Origin of the sequence: Rheinheimera pleomorphica (assembly GCF_011634895.1) — a bacterium.
Classification (GTDB): domain Bacteria; phylum Pseudomonadota; class Gammaproteobacteria; order Enterobacterales; family Alteromonadaceae; genus Alishewanella; species Alishewanella pleomorphica.
The window spans coordinates 166,080-189,406 of record NZ_SIRR01000003.1 but is presented as its reverse complement, the minus strand read 5'-3'; the positions used below and the strand labels follow the sequence as shown (position 1 = coordinate 189,406).

The 23,327-nt window shown below is 48.4% G+C and carries 23 protein-coding genes; 12 read left to right on the top strand and 11 right to left on the bottom strand.

What is annotated here, in order from left to right:
- Nucleotide 1: 1 nt before the first annotated feature.
- The 4 genes from EYB30_RS01970 to radC form a co-directional block, all read right to left on the bottom strand.
- Nucleotides 2-484, bottom strand: a complete 483-nt coding sequence (locus tag EYB30_RS01970) for a hypothetical protein (protein ID WP_166836492.1) — start codon at nt 482-484, stop codon at nt 2-4.
- A 92-nt stretch (nt 485-576) separates the two neighbouring features.
- Nucleotides 577-732, bottom strand: a complete 156-nt coding sequence (gene rpmG, locus EYB30_RS01965) for a 50S ribosomal protein L33 (RefSeq protein ID WP_008219722.1) — start codon at nt 730-732, stop codon at nt 577-579.
- 11 nt (nt 733-743) lie between these two features.
- Nucleotides 744-980: a 50S ribosomal protein L28 gene (gene rpmB, locus EYB30_RS01960; protein WP_040551802.1), complete on the bottom strand. Its 237-nt coding sequence runs from the start codon at nt 978-980 to the stop codon at nt 744-746.
- Nucleotides 981-1,144: 164 nt separating this feature from the next.
- Nucleotides 1,145-1,819, bottom strand: a complete 675-nt coding sequence (gene radC / locus EYB30_RS01955) for a RadC family protein (RefSeq protein ID WP_166836490.1) — start codon at nt 1,817-1,819, stop codon at nt 1,145-1,147.
- An 82-nt stretch (nt 1,820-1,901) separates the two neighbouring features.
- On the opposite strand from radC, the gene coaBC reads away from it, so the two are divergent.
- The 3 genes from coaBC to slmA all read left to right on the top strand — a co-directional run bounded on the left by coaBC (nt 1,902) and on the right by slmA (nt 4,370).
- A complete protein-coding gene (gene coaBC / locus EYB30_RS01950) occupies nt 1,902-3,113 on the top strand; it encodes a bifunctional phosphopantothenoylcysteine decarboxylase/phosphopantothenate--cysteine ligase CoaBC (RefSeq protein WP_166836488.1) in 1,212 nt (403 codons plus the stop codon).
- A gap of 29 nt (nt 3,114-3,142) precedes the next feature.
- Nucleotides 3,143-3,601 (top strand): dUTP diphosphatase, encoded by a 459-nt coding sequence (gene dut / locus EYB30_RS01945; RefSeq protein ID WP_166836486.1) that lies wholly within the window; start codon nt 3,143-3,145, stop codon nt 3,599-3,601.
- Nucleotides 3,602-3,779: 178 nt separating this feature from the next.
- A complete protein-coding gene (slmA, locus tag EYB30_RS01940) occupies nt 3,780-4,370 on the top strand; it encodes a nucleoid occlusion factor SlmA (RefSeq protein WP_166836484.1) in 591 nt (196 codons plus the stop codon).
- A gap of 200 nt (nt 4,371-4,570) precedes the next feature.
- Here slmA and EYB30_RS01935 read toward each other — a convergent pair whose 3' ends face one another.
- The 3 genes from EYB30_RS01935 to rph all read right to left on the bottom strand — a co-directional run bounded on the left by EYB30_RS01935 (nt 4,571) and on the right by rph (nt 6,522).
- Complete coding sequence (locus EYB30_RS01935; RefSeq protein ID WP_166836482.1) at nt 4,571-4,942, bottom strand: diacylglycerol kinase; 372 nt, start codon at nt 4,940-4,942, stop codon at nt 4,571-4,573.
- Nucleotides 4,943-5,126: 184 nt separating this feature from the next.
- Entirely contained in the window at nt 5,127-5,774 is a 648-nt protein-coding gene (gene pyrE, locus EYB30_RS01930; RefSeq protein WP_166836480.1) for an orotate phosphoribosyltransferase, read from the bottom strand.
- Nucleotides 5,775-5,808: 34 nt separating this feature from the next.
- The gene (rph, locus tag EYB30_RS01925) at nt 5,809-6,522 is read right to left on the bottom strand and encodes a ribonuclease PH (protein ID WP_166836478.1); all 714 of its coding nucleotides are present in this window, start codon (nt 6,520-6,522) and stop codon (nt 5,809-5,811) included.
- Nucleotides 6,523-6,665: 143 nt separating this feature from the next.
- On the opposite strand from rph, the gene EYB30_RS01920 reads away from it, so the two are divergent.
- From EYB30_RS01920 to EYB30_RS01880, 9 genes are all read left to right on the top strand, one after another.
- Nucleotides 6,666-7,526, top strand: coding sequence for a YicC/YloC family endoribonuclease (locus EYB30_RS01920; RefSeq protein ID WP_166836476.1), 861 nt, complete (start codon nt 6,666-6,668; stop codon nt 7,524-7,526).
- 147 nt (nt 7,527-7,673) lie between these two features.
- Nucleotides 7,674-10,472 (top strand): type I restriction endonuclease subunit R, encoded by a 2,799-nt coding sequence (locus EYB30_RS01915; RefSeq protein ID WP_166836473.1) that lies wholly within the window; start codon nt 7,674-7,676, stop codon nt 10,470-10,472.
- A 13-nt stretch (nt 10,473-10,485) separates the two neighbouring features.
- Entirely contained in the window at nt 10,486-12,168 is a 1,683-nt protein-coding gene (locus tag EYB30_RS01910; protein ID WP_166836470.1) for a type I restriction-modification system subunit M, read from the top strand.
- Nucleotides 12,165-13,751 carry a restriction endonuclease subunit S gene (locus EYB30_RS01905; protein ID WP_166836468.1) on the top strand — a complete coding sequence of 529 codons (1,587 nt, stop codon included), beginning with the start codon at nt 12,165-12,167 and terminating at the stop codon, nt 13,749-13,751. The genes EYB30_RS01910 and EYB30_RS01905 overlap by 4 nt, the downstream gene beginning before the upstream one ends.
- Nucleotides 13,748-15,589, top strand: a complete 1,842-nt coding sequence (locus EYB30_RS01900) for a restriction system-associated AAA family ATPase (RefSeq protein WP_166836466.1) — start codon at nt 13,748-13,750, stop codon at nt 15,587-15,589. Before EYB30_RS01905 ends, EYB30_RS01900 begins: the two co-directional genes overlap by 4 nt.
- The gene (locus EYB30_RS01895) at nt 15,589-16,692 is read left to right on the top strand and encodes an HNH endonuclease (RefSeq protein ID WP_166836464.1); all 1,104 of its coding nucleotides are present in this window, start codon (nt 15,589-15,591) and stop codon (nt 16,690-16,692) included. The genes EYB30_RS01900 and EYB30_RS01895 overlap by 1 nt, the downstream gene beginning before the upstream one ends.
- 184 nt (nt 16,693-16,876) lie before the next feature.
- Nucleotides 16,877-17,656 carry a TIGR04255 family protein gene (locus EYB30_RS01890; protein ID WP_166836462.1) on the top strand — a complete coding sequence of 260 codons (780 nt, stop codon included), beginning with the start codon at nt 16,877-16,879 and terminating at the stop codon, nt 17,654-17,656.
- Nucleotides 17,647-18,210 carry a helix-turn-helix domain-containing protein gene (locus EYB30_RS01885; RefSeq protein ID WP_166836460.1) on the top strand — a complete coding sequence of 188 codons (564 nt, stop codon included), beginning with the start codon at nt 17,647-17,649 and terminating at the stop codon, nt 18,208-18,210. The genes EYB30_RS01890 and EYB30_RS01885 overlap by 10 nt, the downstream gene beginning before the upstream one ends.
- A gap of 14 nt (nt 18,211-18,224) precedes the next feature.
- Nucleotides 18,225-19,046: a hypothetical protein gene (locus EYB30_RS01880; RefSeq protein ID WP_166836458.1), complete on the top strand. Its 822-nt coding sequence runs from the start codon at nt 18,225-18,227 to the stop codon at nt 19,044-19,046.
- 107 nt (nt 19,047-19,153) lie between these two features.
- Here the strand turns inward: EYB30_RS01880 and EYB30_RS01875 are convergent, their stop codons facing one another.
- From EYB30_RS01875 to EYB30_RS01860, 4 genes are all read right to left on the bottom strand, one after another.
- Nucleotides 19,154-19,468, bottom strand: a complete 315-nt coding sequence (locus tag EYB30_RS01875) for a DMT family transporter (protein WP_166836456.1) — start codon at nt 19,466-19,468, stop codon at nt 19,154-19,156.
- A 119-nt stretch (nt 19,469-19,587) separates the two neighbouring features.
- A complete protein-coding gene (locus EYB30_RS01870; RefSeq protein ID WP_166836454.1) occupies nt 19,588-20,418 on the bottom strand; it encodes a DNA ligase in 831 nt (276 codons plus the stop codon).
- Between the two features lie 68 nt (nt 20,419-20,486).
- Entirely contained in the window at nt 20,487-21,761 is a 1,275-nt protein-coding gene (gene gabT / locus EYB30_RS01865; protein WP_166836452.1) for a 4-aminobutyrate--2-oxoglutarate transaminase, read from the bottom strand.
- A gap of 28 nt (nt 21,762-21,789) precedes the next feature.
- The gene (locus EYB30_RS01860; RefSeq protein WP_166836450.1) at nt 21,790-23,241 is read right to left on the bottom strand and encodes an NAD-dependent succinate-semialdehyde dehydrogenase; all 1,452 of its coding nucleotides are present in this window, start codon (nt 23,239-23,241) and stop codon (nt 21,790-21,792) included.
- Nucleotides 23,242-23,327: the final 86 nt, after the last annotated feature.

The following is a 23,327-nucleotide window of genomic DNA, read 5'->3' as shown; positions in this document are numbered from 1 at the left end:
GTTACTCCGCCAAATCAACTAAAAATAATTGCGCTGCCTGGGCGGCGCTTAACTGATAAAACTGTGGCTGACCGGCTTGCTGCAGCAGATATTGGCCGTCGGCGCTGCCCTCAGCAGGGTACAACAACCAGATCAGGGGAGCGCTGTGCCCCACCAGCTGCACACTGGCCTGAGCCAACGGAACCCGGCTACTATCGGCCGTAACCTCAGCCGGTGTCAGTAAGCTGTGCTGCCAGGCCAGTGCCAGCTGAGCCGCATCTACCGGTATTGCCTGGGCAGGTTGCAGTTGCCACTGTGGACCGGCTTTAATTAGCCGTGCATTGGCAAAGGCGACCATTAACAGTTCAGTGTCAGCAGGAATTAAACGCGGTGCCGGCGCTGAAAGCTGGCTTAAACGCTGCGGTATGCCATACAGCACAAACATTAAAATAAGTACGGCAAAAATCAGTACATTATTCCAGTTACGACGGGATAGTTTAACCATGATGACACCGGTCAGCTAAGATGACGCGGCATAGTAACGCAGGCGGGGCGTAAAAAGCAAAAACCCGGCGTAGGCCGGGTTTAGCTGTTCGATTACTTGATTTTCGCTTCTTTGAAAATCACGTGCTTGCGCACTTTAGGGTCGAACTTTTTGATTTCCATCTTTTCTGGCATGGTGCGCTTGTTCTTCGTCGTTGTATAGAAGAAACCAGTGCCTGCAGAAGAGACTAAACGGATTTTATCGCGCATTTTTTATTTCCTTACACCTTGTGACCGTTAGCACGCACTTCGGCTAATACCGCATCGATACCTTTCTTATCGATGATGCGCATACCACGGGTAGAAGTACGTAATGTAACAAAACGGTTTTCACTTTCAACCCAGAAACGGTGTGTTTGCAGGTTAGGCAGGAAACGGCGCTTAGTAGCATTGTTGGCGTGTGAACGACGGTTACCTACCATCGGACCCTTGCCAGTTACTTGGCACACTCTAGACATGTCAATAGTTCTCCAAAATTACATCAGCTCGAGCTGTCATCACCCTTCCGGCCAAGAAGGTTGCCCCAAAACAAGAGGGCGCAATTTATACACGAATAAGCCGCCTTATTCAAGCGAAATCTTTCGGCCACGCGCAAAGATCCGCCATGGATCTATGCAGATCGTCACAGCCAACCACGCTCAGCAAAGGAGATCACATCAGCATCGCCCACAATAAAGTGATCCAACACCTTGATATCTACCAACATCAGCGCCTGAACTAAGCGTTCAGTAATCGCTTTGTCCGCCCGGCTCGGTTCAGCCACGCCGGAGGGATGATTGTGCGCCAGAATAACAGCGGCGGCATTATGCGCTAAAGCCTGCTGAACTACAATACGTGGATACACCGGACTGGCATCTATCGTGCCGGCAAACAACGGTTCAGCCTTAATCAGCCGGTGCTGGCTGTCTAAATACAACAATAAAAACACTTCGCGCTGCTCACCACTGATCGCATGTTGCAAATAACGCTTCACGGCCTCAGGCTCAGTAAAGACGGTATCGCGCTGCATTTGTTGTTGTAGGTAGCGCTTACTCAGCTCCAGCACCGCCTGCAGCTGCACAAATTTGGCTTCGCCCAAGCCCCGTGCCGAGCAAAAATCAGCCTGGCTGGCACCGAGTAAGCGCCTAAGCGAACCAAACTGGTTTAGCAATTGACGCGCCAGTGTTACCGCATCGGTACCGGCAATACCGGTGCGTAAAAAAATCGCCAACAGCTCGGCGTCCGACAGTGCCATAGCGCCCCTGTCGAGCAGTTTTTCCCGTGGCCGCTCGGTAGCCGGCCAGTGTCGAATACTCATGCAATCACTCCCTGAATTGATGCTGAATTTGCGTTTCCATGCTATCTTAGCGCCAGTTTTTTCCAGTTCCGGTGGCTCTGTTATGCAGCAAACGCTTGCCAACAAACGTATTTTACTGGGTATCAGCGGTGGCATTGCCGCCTATAAAAGTGCAGACCTGGTGCGCCGCTTAAAAGAGCGTGGCGCACAGGTACGGGTTATTTTAACCGACGCCGCTCAGCACTTTATTACGCCGCTCACCTTACAAGCGTTATCCGGCAACCCGGTCAGCACCAGCCTGCTTGACCCGGCCGCCGAAGCGGCCATGGGGCATATTGAACTGGCGAAATGGGCCGATATCATGTTAATTGCCCCCGCCAGTGCCGATGTTATCGCCCGCATGGCGCATGGCCTGGCTAACGACTTGCTGACTACCTGCGTTTTAGCCACGGTAGCACCGGTTGCTATCGCGCCAGCCATGAACCAACAGATGTATAAAAACATAGCCACTCAGCAAAATTTAGCCAGGTTAAGTTCATATAATTTTTACATTTATGGCCCTGGCATAGGCGAACAAGCCTGTGGCGACACAGGCGCAGGCCGTATGCTGGAACCGTTACAGCTGGTTAGCGCGCTAGAAGAACATTTTTTGGCTGAACAGCAACTTAATAACATTAAAATCACAATTACTGCAGGCCCGACCCGCGAAGCCATCGATCCGGTACGTTATATCTCTAATCACAGCTCGGGTAAAATGGGCTTTGCCTTAGCCGCCGCTGCCGCAGCCATGGGCGCTGACGTTACGTTGATTAGCGGCCCGGTACAGTTAGCCACCCCGGCGGGCGTAAAGCGGCTTGATGTCACCAGCGCCCAGCAAATGTATGACGCCGCCCTGGCACAGGCAGTGCAGAGCGATATCTTTATTGGTTGTGCTGCGGTAGCCGATTACCGCGTGGCAAACGTCGCTGATGAGAAGATGAAAAAGCAAGGCGACAGCGCACTTGAGCTTAAACTGGTGCAAAACCCGGATATTATTGCCAGCGTAGCGGCACTTAGCCAAAACCGGCCTTTTACTGTCGGTTTCGCTGCAGAAACACAGAATGTATTGCAGTACGCCAAAGATAAACTGGCGCGCAAAAAACTGGATTTAATATGTGCTAATGACGTAGCCAAGGCTGAGCACGGCTTTAACAGCGACAACAATGCTGTCACGCTGATTTGGCAAGATGGTGAGCTGGCCTTGCCGGCGCAAGCTAAAACCAGCCTGGCCAAAGCGATACTGCAGCATATCCACCGCCAGTATTCAGCCCACTAATTACCGTTAATAAAAGAGTTAAGCCGTAAATGAAAAAAGCCATTGATTTAAAAATTCTCGACCCGCGTATTGGCACTGACTTCCCGCTGCCGGCTTATGCCACACCGGGCTCTGCCGGTTTAGACCTGCGCGCCTGCTTAGATAGCACGCTAAACCTGGCACCGGGCGAGACGGTGTTAATTCCAACCGGTTTATCCATTTTTATCGGCGATGCCAATTTATGCGCAACTATCCTGCCCCGCTCTGGCCTGGGCCATAAGCACGGCATAGTGTTGGGCAATCTGGTTGGCTTAATTGACTCGGATTACCAGGGCCCGCTAATGGTATCGATGTGGAACCGCGGCAATGACAGCTTTACCATCGAACCGGGTGATCGCATTGCACAACTGGTGTTTATGCCGGTGGTGCAGGCTGAATTTACTATCGTTGACAGCTTTGAGCAAACAGCGCGCGGCGAAGGCGGCTTTGGCCATTCCGGCAAAGCTTGATTGGTATAAAGTACAGTTTTACCTGGCGCCGAAGGCCGGTGTACTTATGCAGCAGCGGCATGGATGCCGCGGAGCCTGAGAGGGCACAGGGATGTGATCCTTGAAGGCGGCGAAATAAGTATTTCCGGCTGCAGGCACCTGCACCAGACTCTAAGTTATATTTTTTACAGGACACGCAATGCCGGCACCACGTCGCACCAATCGTAAAGAAGATATCCTGCAAGCCTTAGCTGCCATGCTGCAAAGCAATAACGGCCAGCGCATTACCACGGCCGCACTGGCAGAAAAAGTCGGCGTATCCGAAGCCGCACTTTACCGCCACTTCCCCAGCAAGGCGCGCATGTTTGAAGGCTTAATTGAGTTTATTGAAGATACGCTGTTATCGCGCATTAACGTTATTCTGGACGAACATAAAGACACCGCCAGCCGCACTGAGCTTATTTTACAGCTGATACTGGTGTTTGCTGAGCGCAACCCGGGTATTTGCCGCATTCTTACCGGTGATGCATTGCAAGGCGAGCAGGAACGGCTGCAAGAACGGGTTGCCCAGTTATTTGAAAAGCTGGAAACCCAGTTAAAGCAATGCCTGCGTGAGCGCAAGCTGCGTGAGGGTAAAGGTTTTAGTATCGACGAAGGCGAGCTGGCTAATCTGCTGCTGGCCACGGTAGAGGGTAAACTCAGCCAGTTTGTTCGCTCCGGTTTTAGCCGGCTGCCAACCCAGCACTGGGCCAATCAGTGGGTACAATTGCAATCTGCTTTGTTTAGCTAACGCCTAACGCTCATGCAGTGTGACTGGTGTGCTTTCGTAGCAGCGGCATGGATGCCGCGCAGGCTGAGAGGGCACAGGGATGTGATCCTTGAAGCCGGCGAAGAAAGCATTTCCAGTCACACGGCATTACGGCAAGTCAGCAAAGCACACCTAATCCCTTCCTTAATTAACATTGCAAGGATTGGTTGGTCAGTAAAAAGCTAAACGAAGCGCTCATAAAGTGCAGCACCCCACACCAGCGCTACTATCACTAAGCTAACAAACACCGCTGCCGAGCCCATATCTTTGGCACGGCCCGACAATTCATGTCGCTCCAGGCCAACCCGGTCAGTCAATGATTCAATCGCCGAATTTAACAGCTCGACCACCAGCACTAAGCACCATACGCCAACCAACAGCGCAAACTGGCTAACCGAAGTCGCCAGCCAGGCCGCGAGCGGCACCGAGATAACGGCTAAAGTCGTTTCCTGGCGAAAGGCCGATTCATGCTTCCAACTGGCAGCAAAGCCCTGCATTGAGCACTTTGCTGCTTTGATAATTCGGCCTAAACCGACACCGTTTGGCTTTAGCATCTTTGCTTTCCTAAGTGGCTGTTTTTATCAGGCTAACGCCGAAGCATCAGGTACAGGGTCAGGTGTGCTTTCGGAACAGCGGCATGGATGCCGCGCAGGCTGAGAGGGCACAGGGATGTGATCCTTGAAGCCGGTGCAGAAAGCATTTCCTGACACTGTACCCTACTCTAAAGCCCGATTTTCTTTAAGCATTAACCCCATACTGCGCCCGGTATGCTTTCACGGCTTCCAGATGCTGCGCCATCTGCGGCTTATCGGCTAAATAGCTGATTAAATCCGGCAGGCTGATAATAGAGATAACTTTAGTATTAAAATCACGCTCCACTTCCTGAATAGCCGACAGCTCGCCCTGGCCACGCTCTTGCCTATCCAGCGCAATTAACACACCGGTAAGCTCTGCGCCCTGCGCCTGAATTAACTGCATCGATTCGCGAATAGCCGTACCGGCGGTAATCACATCGTCCACCAGCATAATACGGCCCTTAAGCGGCGAGCCGACTAAATTACCACCCTCGCCATGGGTCTTCGCTTCTTTACGGTTAAAACAGTACGGCACGTCACGGTTATAATGATCCGCCAAGGCTACCGCTGTTGTAGTAGCAATAGGAATACCCTTATACGCCGGGCCAAACAGCACATCAAACTCAAGGCCACTGTCTTGCAACGCTGCAGCATAAAAACGGCCTAACTTGGCTAAATCGCCGCCGGTGTTAAACAAACCGGCATTAAAAAAGTATGGGCTGGTACGGCCGGATTTCAGCGTAAAACTGCCAAACTTCAGTACCTGACGCGACAGCGCAAACTCAATAAAATCAATTTGAAATTGTTTCATAGCCTGATCTTTACCTTTTAACCTTAAAGCAGCCTTAAGCTAATACGCGCTTTTGCTCGTCGATAATTTCGCGGATGGCATGCTTGCCTAAATCCATCATCTGCTGCATTTCTTCAAAGCTAAATGGCGCTTCTTCGGCCGTGCCCTGAATTTCAATCACTTTGCCGGTTTCGGTCATCACGATATTCATATCGGTTTCAGCGTTTGAGTCTTCGGCGTAATCCAAATCGGCCACGGCTGTGCCTTTATAGATCCCCACCGATACCGCCGCCACCATAAAATTCAGCGGGTTGGTTTTAATCATGCCTTTAGCGCGCATATGGTTAAGCGCATCCACTAAAGCGACACAAGCACCGGTAATAGAGGCCGTGCGGGTGCCGCCATCGGCCTGTATTACGTCACAGTCGATGGTAATGGTATTTTCACCCAGCAGTTTTAAATCTACTGCGGTGCGCAGTGCGCGGCCAATCAGGCGCTGAATTTCCATAGTGCGGCCACCTTGCTTACCGCGTGCCGCTTCGCGGTCATTACGGGTATGGGTAGCGCGTGGCAACATGCCGTACTCGGCGGTAACCCAGCCTTTGCCCTGGCCTTTCATAAAGCGCGGCACACCTTCAATTACGCTGGCGGTACAAATTACTTTGGTGTTACCAAATTCCACCAGCACTGAGCCTTCAGCATGGGCAGTAAATTGACGGGTAAAAGTAAGGGGACGGATCTGGCTGGCGGTTCTGCCACTTGGACGCATAGCTGCACTCCTGAAATTAACAATGTCCGACATTATACGCTATGAATTTCTAAATGCACGTAGGCGGCCAGACTGCGAGCAATTCGCCAAATTCGCCAATCCTGCGGTATACTCGGTGTTTATTTGTCGCCAGAGAGCCATATATGATCCACAGCATGACCGCCTTCGCCCGTCACGAAACCAAAGCCAGCTGGGGCACCGCCCAGTGGGAGATCCGCTCGGTAAACCAGCGTTACCTGGAGTCCTACTTTCGCCTGCCCGAGCAGTTTCGTGGTTTAGAAAGCCTGCTGCGCGACAAACTCCGTAACAGCCTGCAGCGCGGTAAGATTGAAGTAAACCTGCGTTATCAGGCTAATCAAGCGGCTGGTGAACTGACATTAAACGAAGTATTCGCTGAGCAATTGCTGCAAAAAGCCCAGCAGTTACTGCAAAAAGCGCCGCAAGCCCAGTTAAACATTGCCGACATTTTGCGCTGGCCCGGCGTAATGGAAACACCAAGCGAAGATGTAGATGCGCTGCAAGCTGAACTGCTGGCCGGTTTTGATGCGGCGTTGCAAGACTTTTTAGCCGGCCGAGGTCGGGAAGGTGAAGCCATCGAGCAGATGATCCAGCAGCGCTTAACCGCCATCGGTGAGCAAGTCGCTTTTGTGCGCAGTCATCTGCCACAAGCCATGCAGTGGCAACGCGACCGTATCGTCAACCGCTTAAATGAAATTAAAACCGATTTAGACCAAAGCCGGTTAGAGCAGGAAATGGCGTTTTTAGCGTCAAAATCCGACGTAGCGGAAGAGCTCGACCGCCTTGACGCCCACATTAAAGAAACCCGCCACACGCTGAAAAAAGGTGGCGCCTGCGGCCGCCGTCTTGATTTTATGATGCAGGAATTTAACCGCGAAGCGAATACGCTGTCATCCAAAGCCATCAGCACAGAGATCACCAATGCCGCGGTAGAGCTTAAGGTGTTAATCGAGCAGATGCGAGAGCAAATTCAGAACGTGGAATAACTGATAAATAACAGTCTATTGCTTACTTGAATACCTGCATGTATGTTGACAGTCACTTGAGTTTTCAACTCAGCAAAGTAGATAAGTTGTTAAGCGCAGGCAGAGCGATTGATGATTCAAGGTATCGAACAAGGACGTCACTAGGCTATGAGTAAAACCGAAGCACAAACCCGGTCAGAACTTATTAACCAGCAACTCACCTTGGCAGGTTGGAACCTCAAAGATCCAACCCAAGTTGTTGAAGAGTTCGATATCATTACGGCATTACCAGACGGCGTGACTGAAGCAAGAACACTCTACGAAGGCCACCAATTTAGTGACTATGTTTTATTAGGCAAAGACGGCAAGCCGCTAGCCGTAGTAGAAGCCAAACGAACCAGCAAAGATGCCGCCCTTGGTCGGGAGCAAGCCAAGCAATATTGTTACAACATTCAAAAGCAGATTGGCGGTGAATTGCCGTTTTGCTTCTACACCAATGGCCACCAGCTTTATTTCTGGGATCTTGAAAATGCACCGCCGCGTAAGGTCGTTGGTTTTCCTACGCGAGATGATTTAGAGCGTTTTGCTTACATCCGCCGTAATCGTAAACCTCTCACGCAGGAGCTTATCAACACCGAAATTGCCGGGCGTGATTACCAAATCCGCGCTATTCGTTCAGTACTAGACGGCATTGAGCAAAAGAAACGCGAATTCTTATTGGTTATGGCCACCGGTACCGGCAAAACCCGCACCTGTATCGCCCTTACCGATGCGCTAATGCGCGCTGGCCATGCAGAAAAAGTGTTGTTTCTGGTAGATCGTATAGCACTGCGCGAACAAGCTTTGGCGGCATTTAAAGAGCACCTGCCGAATGAGCCTCGTTGGCCAAATGTGGGTGAGAAGCTGATTGCTAAAGACAGGCGGATCTATGTCGCTACCTACCCAACCATGCTAAATATTATTCGTGACGATACTCAGCACCTTTCACCGCATTTTTTTGATTTTATCGTGATCGATGAAAGCCACCGTTCCATCTACAACACCTTTGGTGAAGTGCTCGCTTATTTCAAAACCATCACTTTGGGTTTAACAGCAACACCCACGGATATCATCGATCATAACACCTTCGAGCTGTTTCACTGTGAAGATGGTATTCCAACCTTCGCTTACACCTACGAAGAAGCGGTAAACAACAAACCGCCTTACCTCTGTAATTTTCAGGTAATGAAAATTCAGACCAAGTTCCAGATGGAGGGCATCAGCAAGCGCACTATTTCGCTGGAAGACCAGAAAAATCTGATATTGCAAGGCAAGGAAGTTGAAGATATCAACTTCGAGGGTACTCAGCTGGAAAAGCAAGTGGTCAATAAGGGCACCAATACCCTGATCGTGCGCGAATTTATGGAAGAAGCCATAAAGGATGGCAACGGTGTGCTGCCCGGCAAAACTATTTTCTTTTGTGCTACCAAAGCCCATGCGCGCCGTATTGAAGAGATTTTTGACAAGCTCTACCCGCAGTACCACGGTGAACTGGCAAAAGTACTGGTGTCTGACGATCCGCGCGTTTACGGCAAAGGCGGTCTGCTCGACCAGTTCACTAATAACGACATGCCCCGCATTGCCATCAGTGTTGATATGCTCGATACCGGCATCGACGTGCGCGAAATCGTAAACCTCGTGTTCGCCAAACCGGTTTATTCCTACACCAAATTCTGGCAGATGGTGGGACGCGGTACACGATTACTTGAAACCAATAAACCCAAACCCTGGTGTTTAGAAAAAGACGTATTTTTGATTCTCGACTGCTGGGATAACTTTGAATACTTCAAACTTAACCCCAAAGGCAAAGAGCTCAAACCTCAACTGCCCTTGCCGGTTAAATTAGTCGGCTTGCGGCTGGATAAAATCGAAACCGCTAACGATACCGGCCATGTCGATATCGCTGCAAATGAAGTGGCCAAGCTGCGCGCCCAAATTGCCGCCTTGCCAGAAAATTCGGTAGTCATCAAAGAAGCTGCAGCCGCACTTGCCCGCCTTGCAGATGACAACTTCTGGCTCACCCTTAACCATGACAAGCTGGAGTTTCTACGCGCTGAAATTAAACCGTTGTTCCGCACTGTGTCTGAAGCTGACTTTAAAGCCATGCGGTTTGAACGCGATGTGCTGGAATACTCACTAGCAGCTTTGCGGGAAGAAAATGCGCAAGCCGACATCCTGAAAGAAGGCATCGTTGAACAAATCAGTGAGCTGCCATTGTCCGTGCCCTTTGTAAAACTCGAACAAGAATTAATACGCGCCGCACAAACTCCGAGATATTGGAGCAACGCCGACGAAGCCAGTTTTGATGAGCTAAGCAATAAGCTCGGCCCATTAATGAAATTCCGGGAACAAAACACCGGGCAAGAGCAAACCCATCTTGATTTAGTGGACGAGCTGCATAAAAAGGAATGGGTAGAGTTTGGCCCGCAAAATGAAGCAGTAAGTGTTACACGTTACCGTGAGATGGTTGAGAACCTGATTGCCGAGCTGACAGAACACAACCCAGTACTTAAAAAGATAAAAAATGGTGAAATGGTCACTGCAGAAGAGGCGAATGCGTTAGCCGAATTGCTGCACGAAGAACACCCACATATTACTGAGGACCTGCTGCGTCAGGTGTATAAAAACCGTAAAGCACGCTTTATTCAGTTTATGCGGTACATTCTTGGTATTGAGGTGTTAAAAAGCTTCCCCGATGAAGTCAGTGCAGCTTTTGAGCAATTCATCCGAGCCCATACCACGCTAAATAGCCGGCAGATGGAGTTTTTAAACCTGCTGAAAAACTTCATTATCGAGCGTGAAAAGCTGGAAAAGAAAGATTTAATCAGCGCACCTTTTACTGTGCTTCATCCACAGGGCATTCGTGGCGTATTTAACCCGACAGAAATAAACGAAATTTTACAGCTGGCGCAAGCGCTGGCTGCCTAACCTAGGTAAAACCATGTTACAGAACAACCCTGAATTAAAAAGTAAGATTGACCAGCTGTGGAATAAATTTTGGAGCGGTGGTATTAGCAACCCGCTTACGGCTATTGAGCAGATCACTTATCTGTTATTTATGAAGCGGCTGGACGAGCTGGATTTAAAACGTCAGGCTGATGCCGAATGGACAGAAGAAAAATATACATCAAAATTTGAGGGTAATTGGATCCCACCAGAAGAGCGAAACCGGCCGGGAAGCGAACAACGTCCAATACCAAAATCAGAGCTGCGTTGGAGTTTTTTCAAGCGAATGAATGCAACAGATCGATTGCCTCATGTTGCAAATAAGGTTTTTCCGTTTCTAAAAGATTTAAATGGGGCAGAATCCAACTTTACGCATCATATGCGTAACGCAGTGTTCATCATTCCCAAAGAGTCTTTGCTAGTAGAAGCAATGGGGACGATTGACGAAATCTTTGAGGTGATGGAGAAAGACTCGCAAGAAAAAGGCCAGGCTTTTCAGGATATTCAGGGCGATGTCTATGAATACTTACTTTCAGAAATCGCCACCGCCGGTAAAAACGGCCAGTTCCGCACCCCGCGCCATATCATCAAATTGGTAGCAGATTTAGTGCAACCGCAGTTGGGCCATAAAATTGCCGACCCAGCCTGTGGCTCGGGCGGCTTTTTGCTTGGTGCCTATCAATATATTGTGACTGAATTAGCCAAAAAGGCTGGAACCACTGACATTAAACCGGATGAAGACGGTTTTATCCGCACCTCAGTTTCCGCAACGCTTACCGACAAAGCACAGGCTATTTTAAGTGCCTCACTATGGGGTTACGACATCGACAGCACCATGGTGCGCTTAGGTTTAATGAACCTGATGATGCACGGTATCGATGAGCCCAATATTGATTACAAAGATACGCTAAGCAAAAGCTACAACCAGGAAGCCGAATACAACATCATTATGGCTAACCCGCCCTTTACCGGCAGCATCGATAAAGGCGACATTAACGAAAACCTGCAACTGGCCACCACCAAAACAGAATTACTGTTTGTTGAAAACATTTATCGCCTATTGAAAAAAGGCGGCACCGCCGCTGTGATTGTGCCGCAGGGCGTGCTGTTTGGTTCAGGCAAAGCGTTTAAGGATTTACGCAAAATCCTGGTAGAACGTTGCGACCTAAAAGCAGTGATCACCCTGCCGAGCGGCGTCTTTAAACCCTATGCAGGGGTTAGTACTGCCATATTGCTATTTACTAAAGTTTGGGGGCCGAAAGACAAGGTCGATAAACCAGCCACCGAGCATGTGTGGTTTTATGAAATGGCCGCCGATGGCTATTCGTTGGATGATAAACGCACCAAGCAGAAGACACCTGATGGAAAAGATGATTGGGGCGATCTACAGGATATCATCGCCAAATATCACACTCGTAGTACTGAGAAAGACACCGACCGCACTGCCAAATGTTTTATGGTGCCATACAGCGAAATAGTAGATGAAAAGAATGACTATGATTTGTCGTTAAGTCGCTACAAAGAAGATGTATTTGAAGAGGTGCATTATGATGCGCCCAGCGTAATTTTAGATCGCTTGATTCAAGCTGAAGTCGGCGATGTGGAATATACGGAGCTGGAAAAAATACAAAGTGGCATCGTGCGGGAGCTTTTGGAATTGAAGAGGATGGTGGGATGAGACAGGAAAAACTGTCTAGCCTCTTAGACATTTCCATAGGACGAACCCCATCAAGAAACAAAGCGGAATATTGGGGCGATGGGTATCCATGGGTTTCAATTCGAGATCTCAATTCAAAAACTGTCACTGAAACAAAAGAGCAGATAACTGATATTGGTGTTAAAGATGCCCGATGCAAACTTGTAAAAAAAGGGACATTACTTTTCAGTTTCAAACTAACTATAGGTAAAATGGCTTTTGCTGGTTGCGATCTCTTTACGAATGAAGCTATTGCCGCTTTTTCTATTAAAGATGGTAAGAAACTGACTGCTGAATATCTCTATTACGCGTTAAAGTCTGTAACATATGGCGGCTCTAACCAGGCTGTAATGGGGAAAACTCTCAATTTAAAATCTTTGGCAGAGATAAAAATTCCCTTACCATCCTTCGACGACCAAATCCGCATTGCCCATCTACTTGGCAGCGTGGAAGGACTTATCACCCAGCGCAAACAACATCTGCAACAACTCGACGACCTGCTGAAAAGCGTGTTTTTCGAAATGTTTGGTGATCCGGTAAGGAATGAGAGGGCATGGGATAAACCTGAGTTAAAAACATTCGGTAGAATTTTAACTGGAAATACTCCACCTAGAAATGAGCCCTCTAATTACGATGGCGATTTCATCGAGTGGATAAAAACAGATAACATCCCCAAAGATGCAATGTATATCACACATGCAGCTGAACATCTTTCTGAAAAAGGATCACATAAAGCCAGAATGCTGGAAAAAGGCGCTCTTCTTATTGCGTGCATTGCTGGTAGCATTGAATCCATTGGTCGCGCAGCATTAACTGATAGAACAGTAGCTTTCAATCAACAAATAAATGCTATACAACCTGGCAAAGATGTTAATCCTCTTTATCTATACGGTCTCTTCAAGTTGAGTCAGGCGTATATTCAAAGTCATGCTGCAAAAGGTATGAAAAAAATCCTGACAAAAGGAGATTTTGAAAAAATCACCTTAGTCAAGCCGCCAATAGAACCTCAAAACCAATTTGCCAGCATCGTAGAAAAGATCGAAACGCTTAAATCCCGCTACCAGCAAAGCCTGGATGATCTGGAATCACTCTACGTTGCACTCAGCCAGCAAGCCTTTAAAGGTGCGCTGGATTTATCGCGAGTGCCATTGCCGGATGTTCAGGTCAATACAACGAAAGCCGATGCTTCGGAACAAGTCACCATACCTGAAACTGAAGATTTACCCATCAACCTGCCCGATACCGATTATCTGTTAGACGCCCAAACCAACAGCTCGCTGCGCGAACGTTTGCTTTATGAATGGTTGGAAAGTTATTGTCTGCAAATCGGTTTTGCTCCATTTTCTGTCAACGATTTTATTGCTGCAGCTCAAGCCCGTATAGTCGAACTGCACCCAGAAACGGATTTTGAGCTGGGAGTGGACGATTACGAGATCATCAAAGACTGGGTGTTTGAAGCATTAAAGTCCGAAAGGCTTGCACAGCTTTTTGACGAGGAAAATAATCAAATTCAGCTTATAGTTAATGAAAGCCAAAGTCGCTACGGCAAAGGTACGGCTAGATGAAGCTATTGCGACTTAAAATCACTGACCCTAAAGGTTTTCGAAGCTTACCATATGGTTTTGAACATTATTTTATTCGCGAATTGGATCTTCAGGAAGAACTTGCCAATCTAGGTGAATTTGCCCCTTTCATTTGTGCTGGGCGAAATGGCAGTGGCAAATCGAACCTCCTTGAACTACTCAGCGCGATTTTTTTTCAGTTGGAATGTCAATATTTAGGGAACAGACCTGATAATTTTGACTATGAATCTCAACTTAACCCTAGAGGATTCCGCGCTAATTATTCTGTACCAGATGGGTTTGAGATTGAATACATTATTCAATCTCCTCCAGAACTAAAGAGCGAAAATAAACGAACCAGATTAAAAATATCAAAGGAAGTGGCACAATATCCTCAATGGTGGATATGGGAGGAAGACCTAAGATGTTGGAAAAGATTAGAGGCGTTGGAGAAAGATAAAGAAACTAGTTTAGGGAGAGCTTTACGACGAAAGTTGTTGCCTGAATATGTCATCAGCTACTCGTCTGGTGAGAATGAAATTATTAGTGTACCGTTTTTTAAAATTCGCTTTATTCAATTTGATGAATACTGGCAAATACTAAAAAACCAAGGTATCTACAATCAAAAGCCTGAAGCAAGAATGATTTGCCTTGATAGTAGTTTCAGCCAGGCAATTTTGCTGTGTAATTATCTATTTCAGAACGAAGATACCTTACAGCCATTCCAAAAAGATATTGGTATAAATTCACTTAGTGAGTTTCGGATTATTTTACGCCGGAGTATTTCACTGACGGCTGCTCAAGTTGAAACTTTTGACAGTGATAGCGATAATCAGCAACGAACTTTAGAAAGCATAATACAAGATCATCCGGCACTTAGCCTTGAAAAAGATGAGCGGGGTAACCCAAGTTATCGCCTGAATCTGCTACACCTGCTTGAAGGCGATAAAAAATCAGATCGCATTATTAGCTCACTTAAACGCTGCGCCACGCTTAGTTATGAAGATGAGGCTAACGATGTTCTTATCCTTGACTACTGGGTAACCCCAGCGACAAAACAAGCATTTAGACAAAACTTTCAAGACTTTGAAAATCCAGAAAACTCTGTGCGCCACTTGTTCCACGCTTTTCAAGTTTTATTAAACTTAAACCTGTACACGGTTGGCGACTCAATCAAAGCTGATTTGTATCGTAGCAAGAGCCATTATGTGAGTGAAACCATTCCGGTATTGCCTTCTGATCAACGCATTATGCGTTTTAAGAATTTTTACTTTACAAAAAAGGGTGCAAAAAAGCCGATGTTGCTAAAAGAACTGTCGGATGGTGAACACCAGTTGCTCCACAGCCTTGGCTTGTGCCTGCTATTTCGCAATACCAACAGTCTGTTTCTACTGGACGAGCCCGAAACCCACTTTAACCCCGACTGGCGCGCCAACTTTATCAGCCGGTTGCGTCAGTGTTTCCCGAAAGATGGCGACGCCAGCCAGGAAATGTTGATAACCACCCATACGCCATTTTTAATCTCCGACAGCAAGCCCGAGAAGGTATTGGTGTTTAAAAAGCAAGACGGTAACGTCACAATCAAAACACCTGAGTACAATACGTTGGGTGCATCAATCAATAAAATAACCATGAGCACCTTTGGCAAGCGCGAGACGATTGGTGCTTATGCTCAGGAAATTCTGGACACGCTACGCCAACGCTTTGAGCAGGGTGATGAAAATAACGAAGAATTGATCAACGAAATTCACAGAAATCTAGGCGACTCAGTAGAAAAGTTATTATTAATCAAAGCCATACTGGCGAGTGAACAAGGCAATAATGAGGAGGCTGAACACTAATGCTGTTCCCTTACACCTATGTACCGCATCAGATGGAGAAGATGCAGGAGTTTATCGATTTTATTTTTTTTGAAGTGTGGTGTAAGGCACCTATTGGAACTGAATTTACTCTGGAATTATTTGATAACAATCCAGATTTAAAAGAGGTGCTTACGTCATTCGGCTTTGCCTCGAACGCACCAACCCGTGGCAAGCAGTTTTATAAAGAAATAAAAGCTATTTATGCTCTTTTTGAACCATTAACGCCACAACAAATAGATCAATTTAAACAATGGTATAAAGCCAACAATGAAATAGAGAAGGTCTGTAACAATGACCCAAGCACACAATTAGCACGATACTCAGACATTGCAGCTATTCACGTAGACCTAACTGAACAACTAGGTAAATTTTTCAAAGACATATATTCTCATTCACTACTTAATCTTGCAGCACTACGCGAAAAGATTGGTGAAATTGACGATCACTATCACGCTTTTGTTAAAACCAATAAAACTGGGAAATGTCCTTTTTGCGGTATCAGTGATTTGTTGAGCGAATATCATAGTAAACGCGAAGCCTACGACCATTATTTACCTAAAGCCATTTATCCTTTTAACTCGATCAACTTTAAAAATTTGGTTCCGGCTTGTCATTACTGCAACAGTAGTTACAAAACCAGCAAGAATCCTACCTATACACCTAAAGATCCGGTTAGAACTGTTCGTAGGCGTGTTGTCTTCTATCCTTACAAAACAACGGCACATTCAATAGATCTAAAAGTTGATTTGCAGCACTCCGATATTACTAAGCTTACTCCAACCGACATTACTCTCCAATTTGGCCCGGTTGCAATTAACGATGAGATCGAAACGTGGAAGGAAGTCTATGGCATTGAAGAGCGCTACAAAGCCAAATTCTGCGGTGATAACGACGGTAAATACTGGCTGACACAAGTACTGGATGAATGGAAAGAAGACGGCCGTGATCCTGCACATTTTCTTCGTACATTAACAAGACAAACACAAAATAAGCCATTCGCTGAGTGCAACTTTCTAAAAAAACCATTTCTTGACGCGTGCCAGAGTATTGGTTTATTTGATGCCCTTCCACAGCAACAGTGATTTGGTCACTTCTTGCGGCTTAGCGTGAATGAACTAACTTAGCATTATCGTGTTGCACTCAGCGACCATTTTTTCAAAACCGAAACTTGCTTAAAACCCCGTTGTCACATAGATTGATAGTTGCAGTGTATAATTTCGTGTATAATTTTATGCCGCTGTTAGCTAAACCAAAAGGATAACGGGTGTGACTGAATACAGAAAGCTTGAAAACCAGCCGCTTAAACTGGTGCTTGTCGAGTTTCGTTTTTCGCAGATCCTGCAAATTGAGCAATATATTCCAAAATTGCAGGAGGCGCTGCGCAGGCAGTACCCTACGTTTCGCAAAAGTACTGAGCAATCTATCCATGTGCAGGCCGATCAGTTTGAAATTGCGTCCAGCCATCGCTGGTCGTTTATCTCCGGCGATAAAAAGCATGCGATAGATATTAGCCAGGATAAACTGGTGTACTTTACCAATGACTATCCGCGTTTTGATGGCTTTGCTGAGGCCTGCAAACATGCGCTGCAAACCGTTATTGAAATAGTAGAGCCGTCTTTGCTGTTACGTATCGGCCTGCGCTACTGTGATTTAGTTACCACAGAAAACAACGAGCAGTTCTCCCAGTTGGTTGATGAAAAATTTATCCCAACTGCAGCAACGCAAAGCCTTGGCAGCACCCGCCATTTAAAAACAGAAAACTATATTCAAACCCAAAGCGGAACCCTGTGTATTCGATCCTGGTTTGGTGTAATGCCGCTGACTTGCCCACCTGACATTGGCAATGTGCCGGTGCATATTGCTCGTGATCAGGCCGCGACCGAACGGCTGCTGTTAGATTTTGATCATATCTGGGAAGCTGGCGAGGAGTCGGTGACATTTGAGCTTGAACAAGCACTGACAAGATTAGATGCCCTGCATGAAGCGTCAAGGGCCGCGTTTTGGCAGGTAACTACAGACTATGCGAGGGAAGCAAAATGGTCGTAACCGCAGAATGGAACGCTGATTGCCCAGACTGGCAGCAATTAAACACCAGCTACCGACGCATGCCGACGTCAATTAATTTGGTTAAGGATGAAGTTGGCTACGCTTTACCCGGTATATTAAAAGGCTCTGGTGGTACGGCTACCGTTAGTTACAGCCAGTCACCCAGTGGTGCAAAGGTGTCTTTTGTGATCAGCAAAGGTAATTCGCTTGCTGTAGCGATTGAAACCATAAGCGCCACCTTCGGTTTAACCAAAGAGCAATTGGCTGAGGTTATTGGCAGCACGCGTAAGAGTATCTACAACTGGATAGATGGCAGCGCGGCCCCTCGCACGGCAACACTTAATCGCATCCATGAGTTACAGCTTACGGCCAATGAGTGGGCTAAGAGTGGCTTACCCAAACCAACTGAATTGCTGAACACGCCGGTATTAGAGGGGAACACCCTGCTTGAACTGCTGCGAAATGGTGCAAACCAAAATACCTTGTTGTTTGCCGGCACCCGACTAAGCCTGCAACACCAGCCTGCACGGTCGCTGGCTGATCCCTTTGCGTAAAGGAGACAACCGGCATGATTGGCAGTGCGCTGGAGCAAAATGGATGGCAGCAAGGCTCACTCTTTAGCGACGCTGACGCAACCCATATTTGTGCAAAAATTGGCGTGACAATCAACCAGCCCTTTGTGTTGATTGTCGCCTCGCAGTCTTGTGATATTGCCAACAACAACCTGGAGCTGGACCCGCATGTTGAAGTTTACGCAGCCAGGTTAATTGCTAAACCTGACGGTAACTACCAGCACAATAAAAACGCTCGCCTTCTTCACAGCAAATTTATTCAGCGTCTGCCCGGCTCCGATATGTCGGCTGAAAAACATATTGAAATAAAAGCCTTTGAAAAGCTATTCGTGCCTAAAACACTTCTGCAAGGCCTAAGTCCTACCACAGATAGACAAATGCAAGAATACGACGTGCGTCACTTTGCTGATTGGCTGGCCGCACGCTATTCCCGCCCTGCACTACCCACAGCGTTTAACAACAGAATTGATGCAGCAGACCCAAGGGGTGCGCTGCGCGACAAGGCGAAAAAGGCCAACAACGTGTTGTCGGGTATGTATGTTGAAATTCTGCCATTTGCAGAGCTTAACGATACCGAGCAGTATCAGGTGAATTTGTTGGGCACTGTACCCGCCGATTTTGACGGCAACTTAGCCCAGGCCGAAGCCGCACTAACAAAACATGCCGACATACTGCGCGCTGCCAATATGGATGTTACGCAACGCTTAGTTAAAGAAGATGAAATATCGCTGGCGTTGATCCGCAGATTTAAAAGGTTTTACTACGATGACCTGTCATACCGAGCTGCAACACCGTTGCCGGTAGAGGTGACAGGTTAAGCCAGTGTATTCATCACTGCACAACAACTGATTAACCTGAATAATCTGCTCACATAATGAGGTGAATATTACTGTTAATCACCTCATTAGTCGGACTCTGTGATGATTTAACCAGACAGTTTTAACCCCGCTACACCACAGATAATCAGGGCAAAACAAAACAGCTGACGGCCGGTAATCAGTTGCTCAAAAAACAGATGGTTAATCAACGTAATAGACACTACACCCACCGCCAGCCACACCAGATAAGCGGTTGCTGCCGGTATCTGTTTTAGCGAGATACCAAATAGCAGTAAGCTTGCACTCATGCAGGCCACGGCGAAGATAACATAGGGGATTTTGCTAAAAGACGCTGATTTTTCAATACCAATCAGCCAGCCTGCTTCTAACACACCGGCGATAATTAACACCAGCCAATACATAGAACACTCCATCTCAGTTGGGGCCGTCCCCGTATGACATAGAGCGGTGAGGTCGTCCTCACTTCATGGAAAAATAACGCTGGCAGATCCTCGCAAAATGGCGGCTAAAGTGCAAGCTATTACAAACCCGGCCTAATCCGCAAGAAACGGGCAAAACGCGGTAACCCTGTGCGGGTTAAGCCGTTATAGCGATAGGTAACCTGGGTACCTATTGCTGGCGGCTGCTGTCGCAAAGTATCGGTTAACCCGCTACCAAGGGCAAAGGTTCTGCCCTCTGGCGTTCTAACAATTAATGCCCCCACCATGCCCTGATACTTACCTTTGCCTGGCCGGTAGCCAATGACTTCGGCTTCGGTATCCTGATAGGATTTCAGCTTTAACAAAGCACTGCTGCGCCCTGTACTGTACAGCGCATCTTGTCGATGCAGCATTAACCCTTCAGCCCCTGCCTGCTCCAGAGCGGCCAGTTTGGCTTTTAATGCAGCAGTGGTTTGCAACCGAAACTGCGGCACCATCTTCAGATAGCGGCTGTTTTGCTGCACAACCAGCTGCTGCATCGCCTCAATACGCGCAGTAAAATTGCCCTGCGCCTGCGGCAGTTCAAAAATATAGTAGCTAAGCTGTTGCCATTCGCTGTCAACTGCCTGCTGTTTACTGACAATACTTAAGGTTTCTGCAAACTGATTCCGCCCCAGCCACAGCTCACCATCCAGCATCCGGGCCGGAAAACCGGCGACAAACCAATCCGGTGCGGCAATAACATTACCGCCGCGTGAGATAAGCTGTTTACCATCCCAATAAGCACGCACACCGTCGAGCTTTTCACTGATCCAATACTGCTGTACATCAATACTGTCGCTGTAGGTTTCCGCCAATAGCAGCTCGGGTTTGGCCGAAACTTGCAATGATGTACAGCACAGCAACAGCAATAACACAAAGCGCTTAAACATGTTTAGCTATCCTTAGGCTAAACAAAAAGTGTAGTTTGCAACCTTAATTTATCAAAATTTATACAAAATTAAGCCACTAATACCGAACGTAGTAACACATCCAGCTTGTCCAGCCCCTGCTGCAGTATGTCGGCTTCTATCGTCAGCGGCGGTAAAAAGCGCAGCACATTGCCGTAAAAGCCGCAGGACAATAAAATCAGGCCGTATTCAGCAGAGCGGGCGATGATCTGCTGGGTTAAGGCCACGTCGGGCTCGCGCCGGTACATAAATTCGACCGCGATCATCGCACCCAGCTGACGCACGTCAGCAATACGATCAGGAAATAGCTGCTGCAAGCTGGTTAAACGCGCGGCAAAGGCTTCACCGATAATATTCGCCTGTGCGCACAGCTTGTCCTGTTCAATCACGTCCAGTACCGCCAGCGCGGCAGCGCAGGCTACCGGCGAACCGCCATAGGTGCCCCCCAAACCACCCGGCAGCGGTGCATCCATAATGTCGCTTTTGCCCACTACTGCCGCCAGCGGTAAGCCACCGGCGATACCTTTGGCCATCGTCATCAGATCCGGCTCAACACCACTGTGTTCCATGGCAAACAGCTTGCCAGTGCGGCCAAAGCCGGTTTGAATTTCATCGGCAATCAGCACTATGCCGTGATGATCACAAACTTGGCGCAGCGCCTTAAGCAGCTCAGGCGGTGCCGGATAAAAGCCGCCTTCACCCTGCACCGGTTCAATAATAATGGCCGCCACATCTTCCGGCGCGATATCGACCTTAAACAGCTTATGCAGAGCTGCCAATGAATGCTCGGTACTGACGCCATGCAGTGCCATCGGAAACGGCAGATGGTAAATATCGGCCGGAAAAGGCCCAAACAGCGTTTTGTAAGGCGCGACCTTGCCGGTTAACGCCATCGTCATATTGGTGCGGCCATGAAAGCCGCCGCTAAAGGCAATCACGCCGCGACGTCGGGTATGGGCGCGGGCAATTTTAATGCAGTTTTCAACCGCTTCGGCGCCGGTGCTGACAAAAATGGCTTTCTTGGCGCTGCTACCTGGCGCCAGCTGAGTCAGCTTTTCTGCCAGCTCAACCGCCTGCCCGTAGGGGTTAATCATCAGGCAGCTGTGGCTAAAGCGCGCCAGCTGCGCCTGCGCTGCCGCCACCACTTTAGGGTGCGCATGGCCGGTATTGCACACAGCAATGCCGGTGCCAAAATCGATATAGCGCTTGCCCTCAACATCCCACAGCTCGGCATTTTTCGCCTGCTGCACATAGACCGGATACACATTACCCTGGCCTCGGGCGATAACCGCCTGCTTACGCTGTTGTAGCTGCTGATTCGTCATAAAACTGCCTTGTTATAAAATTACCTTGTTAAAGCCCACCCAAACACAGGTATTTAATATCGGTATAGTCATCCAGGCCGTATTTAGCGCCTTCACGGCCAAAGCCGGATTGCTTAACACCGCCAAAAGGCGCGGCCGCATTGGAGATAATGCCTTCGTTAATACCCACCATGCCAAACTGTAGTTGCTGTGCCACCCGGAACACCCGGCCAATATCGCGGCTGTAAAAGTAGGCCGCCAGGCCATAGTCGGTGCTGTTAGCCAGCGCAATGGCCTCGGCCTCGCTGTCAAACACCATTAACGGCGCTACCGGGCCAAAAATCTCTTCTTTGCTTATCGCCATATCAGCACTGACCTCAGTAATTAAAGTCGGCTGGAAAAACTGTTTACCGGCGCTGTGGCTACTACCGCCCAACAGCAATTTGGCGCCTTCAGCCACCGCGCCTTGCACCAGAGCAGTGACTTTCTGCAGCGCTTTGTCATCAATTAAGGGCCCAATCTGGCTGTCGCTGTTTACACCATCGCCGACCTTAAGCGACGTGATGGCAATGGCCAGCTTATCGGCAAAAGCCTGATAGACGCCGCGCTGCACTAAAATGCGGTTGGCACAGACACAAGTCTGGCCGGCATTACGAAACTTGGATGCCAGCAGGCCCTGCACGGCAGCGTCCAGGTCGGCATCGTCAAACACAATAAAGGGCGCATTGCCGCCCAGCTCCATCGTTACCCGTTTTACGCCGTCGGCACATTGTTTCAGCAGCTGCTTACCCACGGCAGTAGAGCCGGTAAAGCTGAATTTGGCGACTTTAGGGTGCTGGGTTAATACCGCGCCTATCGTTTTGGCATCGCTACCCACTACCACATTAAATACACCAGCTGGAATACCAGCCTGCTCTGCCAGTTCAGCCAGTGCCAGTGCTGACAACGGCGTTTGCTGCGCCGGTTTCACTACAAAGCTGCAACCGGCGGCCAGCGCGGCGGCGGCTTTGCGCGCAATCATCGCATTAGGGAAATTCCACGGCGTAATGGCCGTTACCACCCCGACCGGCTGGCGCTGCACTATGATACGTTTATCGGCTGACGGTGCCGGTATCGTATCACCGTACAACCGCTTGGCTTCTTCGGCAAACCACTGCATATAGGACGCGCCATAGGCTATCTCGCCCTTTGCTTCACTAAGTGGCTTACCTTGCTCCAACGTCAGTAAACGGGCTAAATCTTGCTGATGTTGCATCACCAGTTGATACCAACGCAGCAGCAGCTCACTACGTTTGGCCGCCGGCAATGCGGCCCAGCTGGCAAAGGCCGCGCTGGCGGCCAGTACGGCTTGCTCGGCCTCGGCAGCACCGGCATCGGCCACCTCAAGCAATAACTGCTGGTTAGCCGGGTTCACTACGGCGAACCTTGCTGGCGTATCGCACCAGCGGCCATTGATATAACTGCTGTTTTTAACTAATTCGCTTGCTGTGATCTGCTTCATTACATACTCCACACCGTTAAGACTATTGCATCATGTTAGCAGACCGGTTTAAATATCAAACATTCAACGCTTACTTTTAAATTATT

Coding starts and splice junctions, on each gene's coding strand:
- EYB30_RS01970 (WP_166836492.1), bottom strand. CDS start 484: ATGGTTAAACTATCCCGTCGTAACTGGAATAATGTACTGATTTTTGCC.
- rpmG (WP_008219722.1), bottom strand. CDS start 732: ATGCGCGATAAAATCCGTTTAGTCTCTTCTGCAGGCACTGGTTTCTTC.
- rpmB (WP_040551802.1), bottom strand. CDS start 980: ATGTCTAGAGTGTGCCAAGTAACTGGCAAGGGTCCGATGGTAGGTAAC.
- radC (WP_166836490.1), bottom strand. CDS start 1,819: ATGAGTATTCGACACTGGCCGGCTACCGAGCGGCCACGGGAAAAACTG.
- coaBC (WP_166836488.1), top strand. CDS start 1,902: ATGCAGCAAACGCTTGCCAACAAACGTATTTTACTGGGTATCAGCGGT.
- dut (WP_166836486.1), top strand. CDS start 3,143: ATGAAAAAAGCCATTGATTTAAAAATTCTCGACCCGCGTATTGGCACT.
- slmA (WP_166836484.1), top strand. CDS start 3,780: ATGCCGGCACCACGTCGCACCAATCGTAAAGAAGATATCCTGCAAGCC.
- EYB30_RS01935 (WP_166836482.1), bottom strand. CDS start 4,942: ATGCTAAAGCCAAACGGTGTCGGTTTAGGCCGAATTATCAAAGCAGCA.
- pyrE (WP_166836480.1), bottom strand. CDS start 5,774: ATGAAACAATTTCAAATTGATTTTATTGAGTTTGCGCTGTCGCGTCAG.
- rph (WP_166836478.1), bottom strand. CDS start 6,522: ATGCGTCCAAGTGGCAGAACCGCCAGCCAGATCCGTCCCCTTACTTTT.
- EYB30_RS01920 (WP_166836476.1), top strand. CDS start 6,666: ATGATCCACAGCATGACCGCCTTCGCCCGTCACGAAACCAAAGCCAGC.
- EYB30_RS01915 (WP_166836473.1), top strand. CDS start 7,674: ATGAGTAAAACCGAAGCACAAACCCGGTCAGAACTTATTAACCAGCAA.
- EYB30_RS01910 (WP_166836470.1), top strand. CDS start 10,486: ATGTTACAGAACAACCCTGAATTAAAAAGTAAGATTGACCAGCTGTGG.
- EYB30_RS01905 (WP_166836468.1), top strand. CDS start 12,165: ATGAGACAGGAAAAACTGTCTAGCCTCTTAGACATTTCCATAGGACGA.
- EYB30_RS01900 (WP_166836466.1), top strand. CDS start 13,748: ATGAAGCTATTGCGACTTAAAATCACTGACCCTAAAGGTTTTCGAAGC.
- EYB30_RS01895 (WP_166836464.1), top strand. CDS start 15,589: ATGCTGTTCCCTTACACCTATGTACCGCATCAGATGGAGAAGATGCAG.
- EYB30_RS01885 (WP_166836460.1), top strand. CDS start 17,647: ATGGTCGTAACCGCAGAATGGAACGCTGATTGCCCAGACTGGCAGCAA.
- EYB30_RS01880 (WP_166836458.1), top strand. CDS start 18,225: ATGATTGGCAGTGCGCTGGAGCAAAATGGATGGCAGCAAGGCTCACTC.
- EYB30_RS01875 (WP_166836456.1), bottom strand. CDS start 19,468: ATGTATTGGCTGGTGTTAATTATCGCCGGTGTGTTAGAAGCAGGCTGG.
- EYB30_RS01870 (WP_166836454.1), bottom strand. CDS start 20,418: ATGTTTAAGCGCTTTGTGTTATTGCTGTTGCTGTGCTGTACATCATTG.
- gabT (WP_166836452.1), bottom strand. CDS start 21,761: ATGACGAATCAGCAGCTACAACAGCGTAAGCAGGCGGTTATCGCCCGA.
- EYB30_RS01860 (WP_166836450.1), bottom strand. CDS start 23,241: ATGAAGCAGATCACAGCAAGCGAATTAGTTAAAAACAGCAGTTATATC.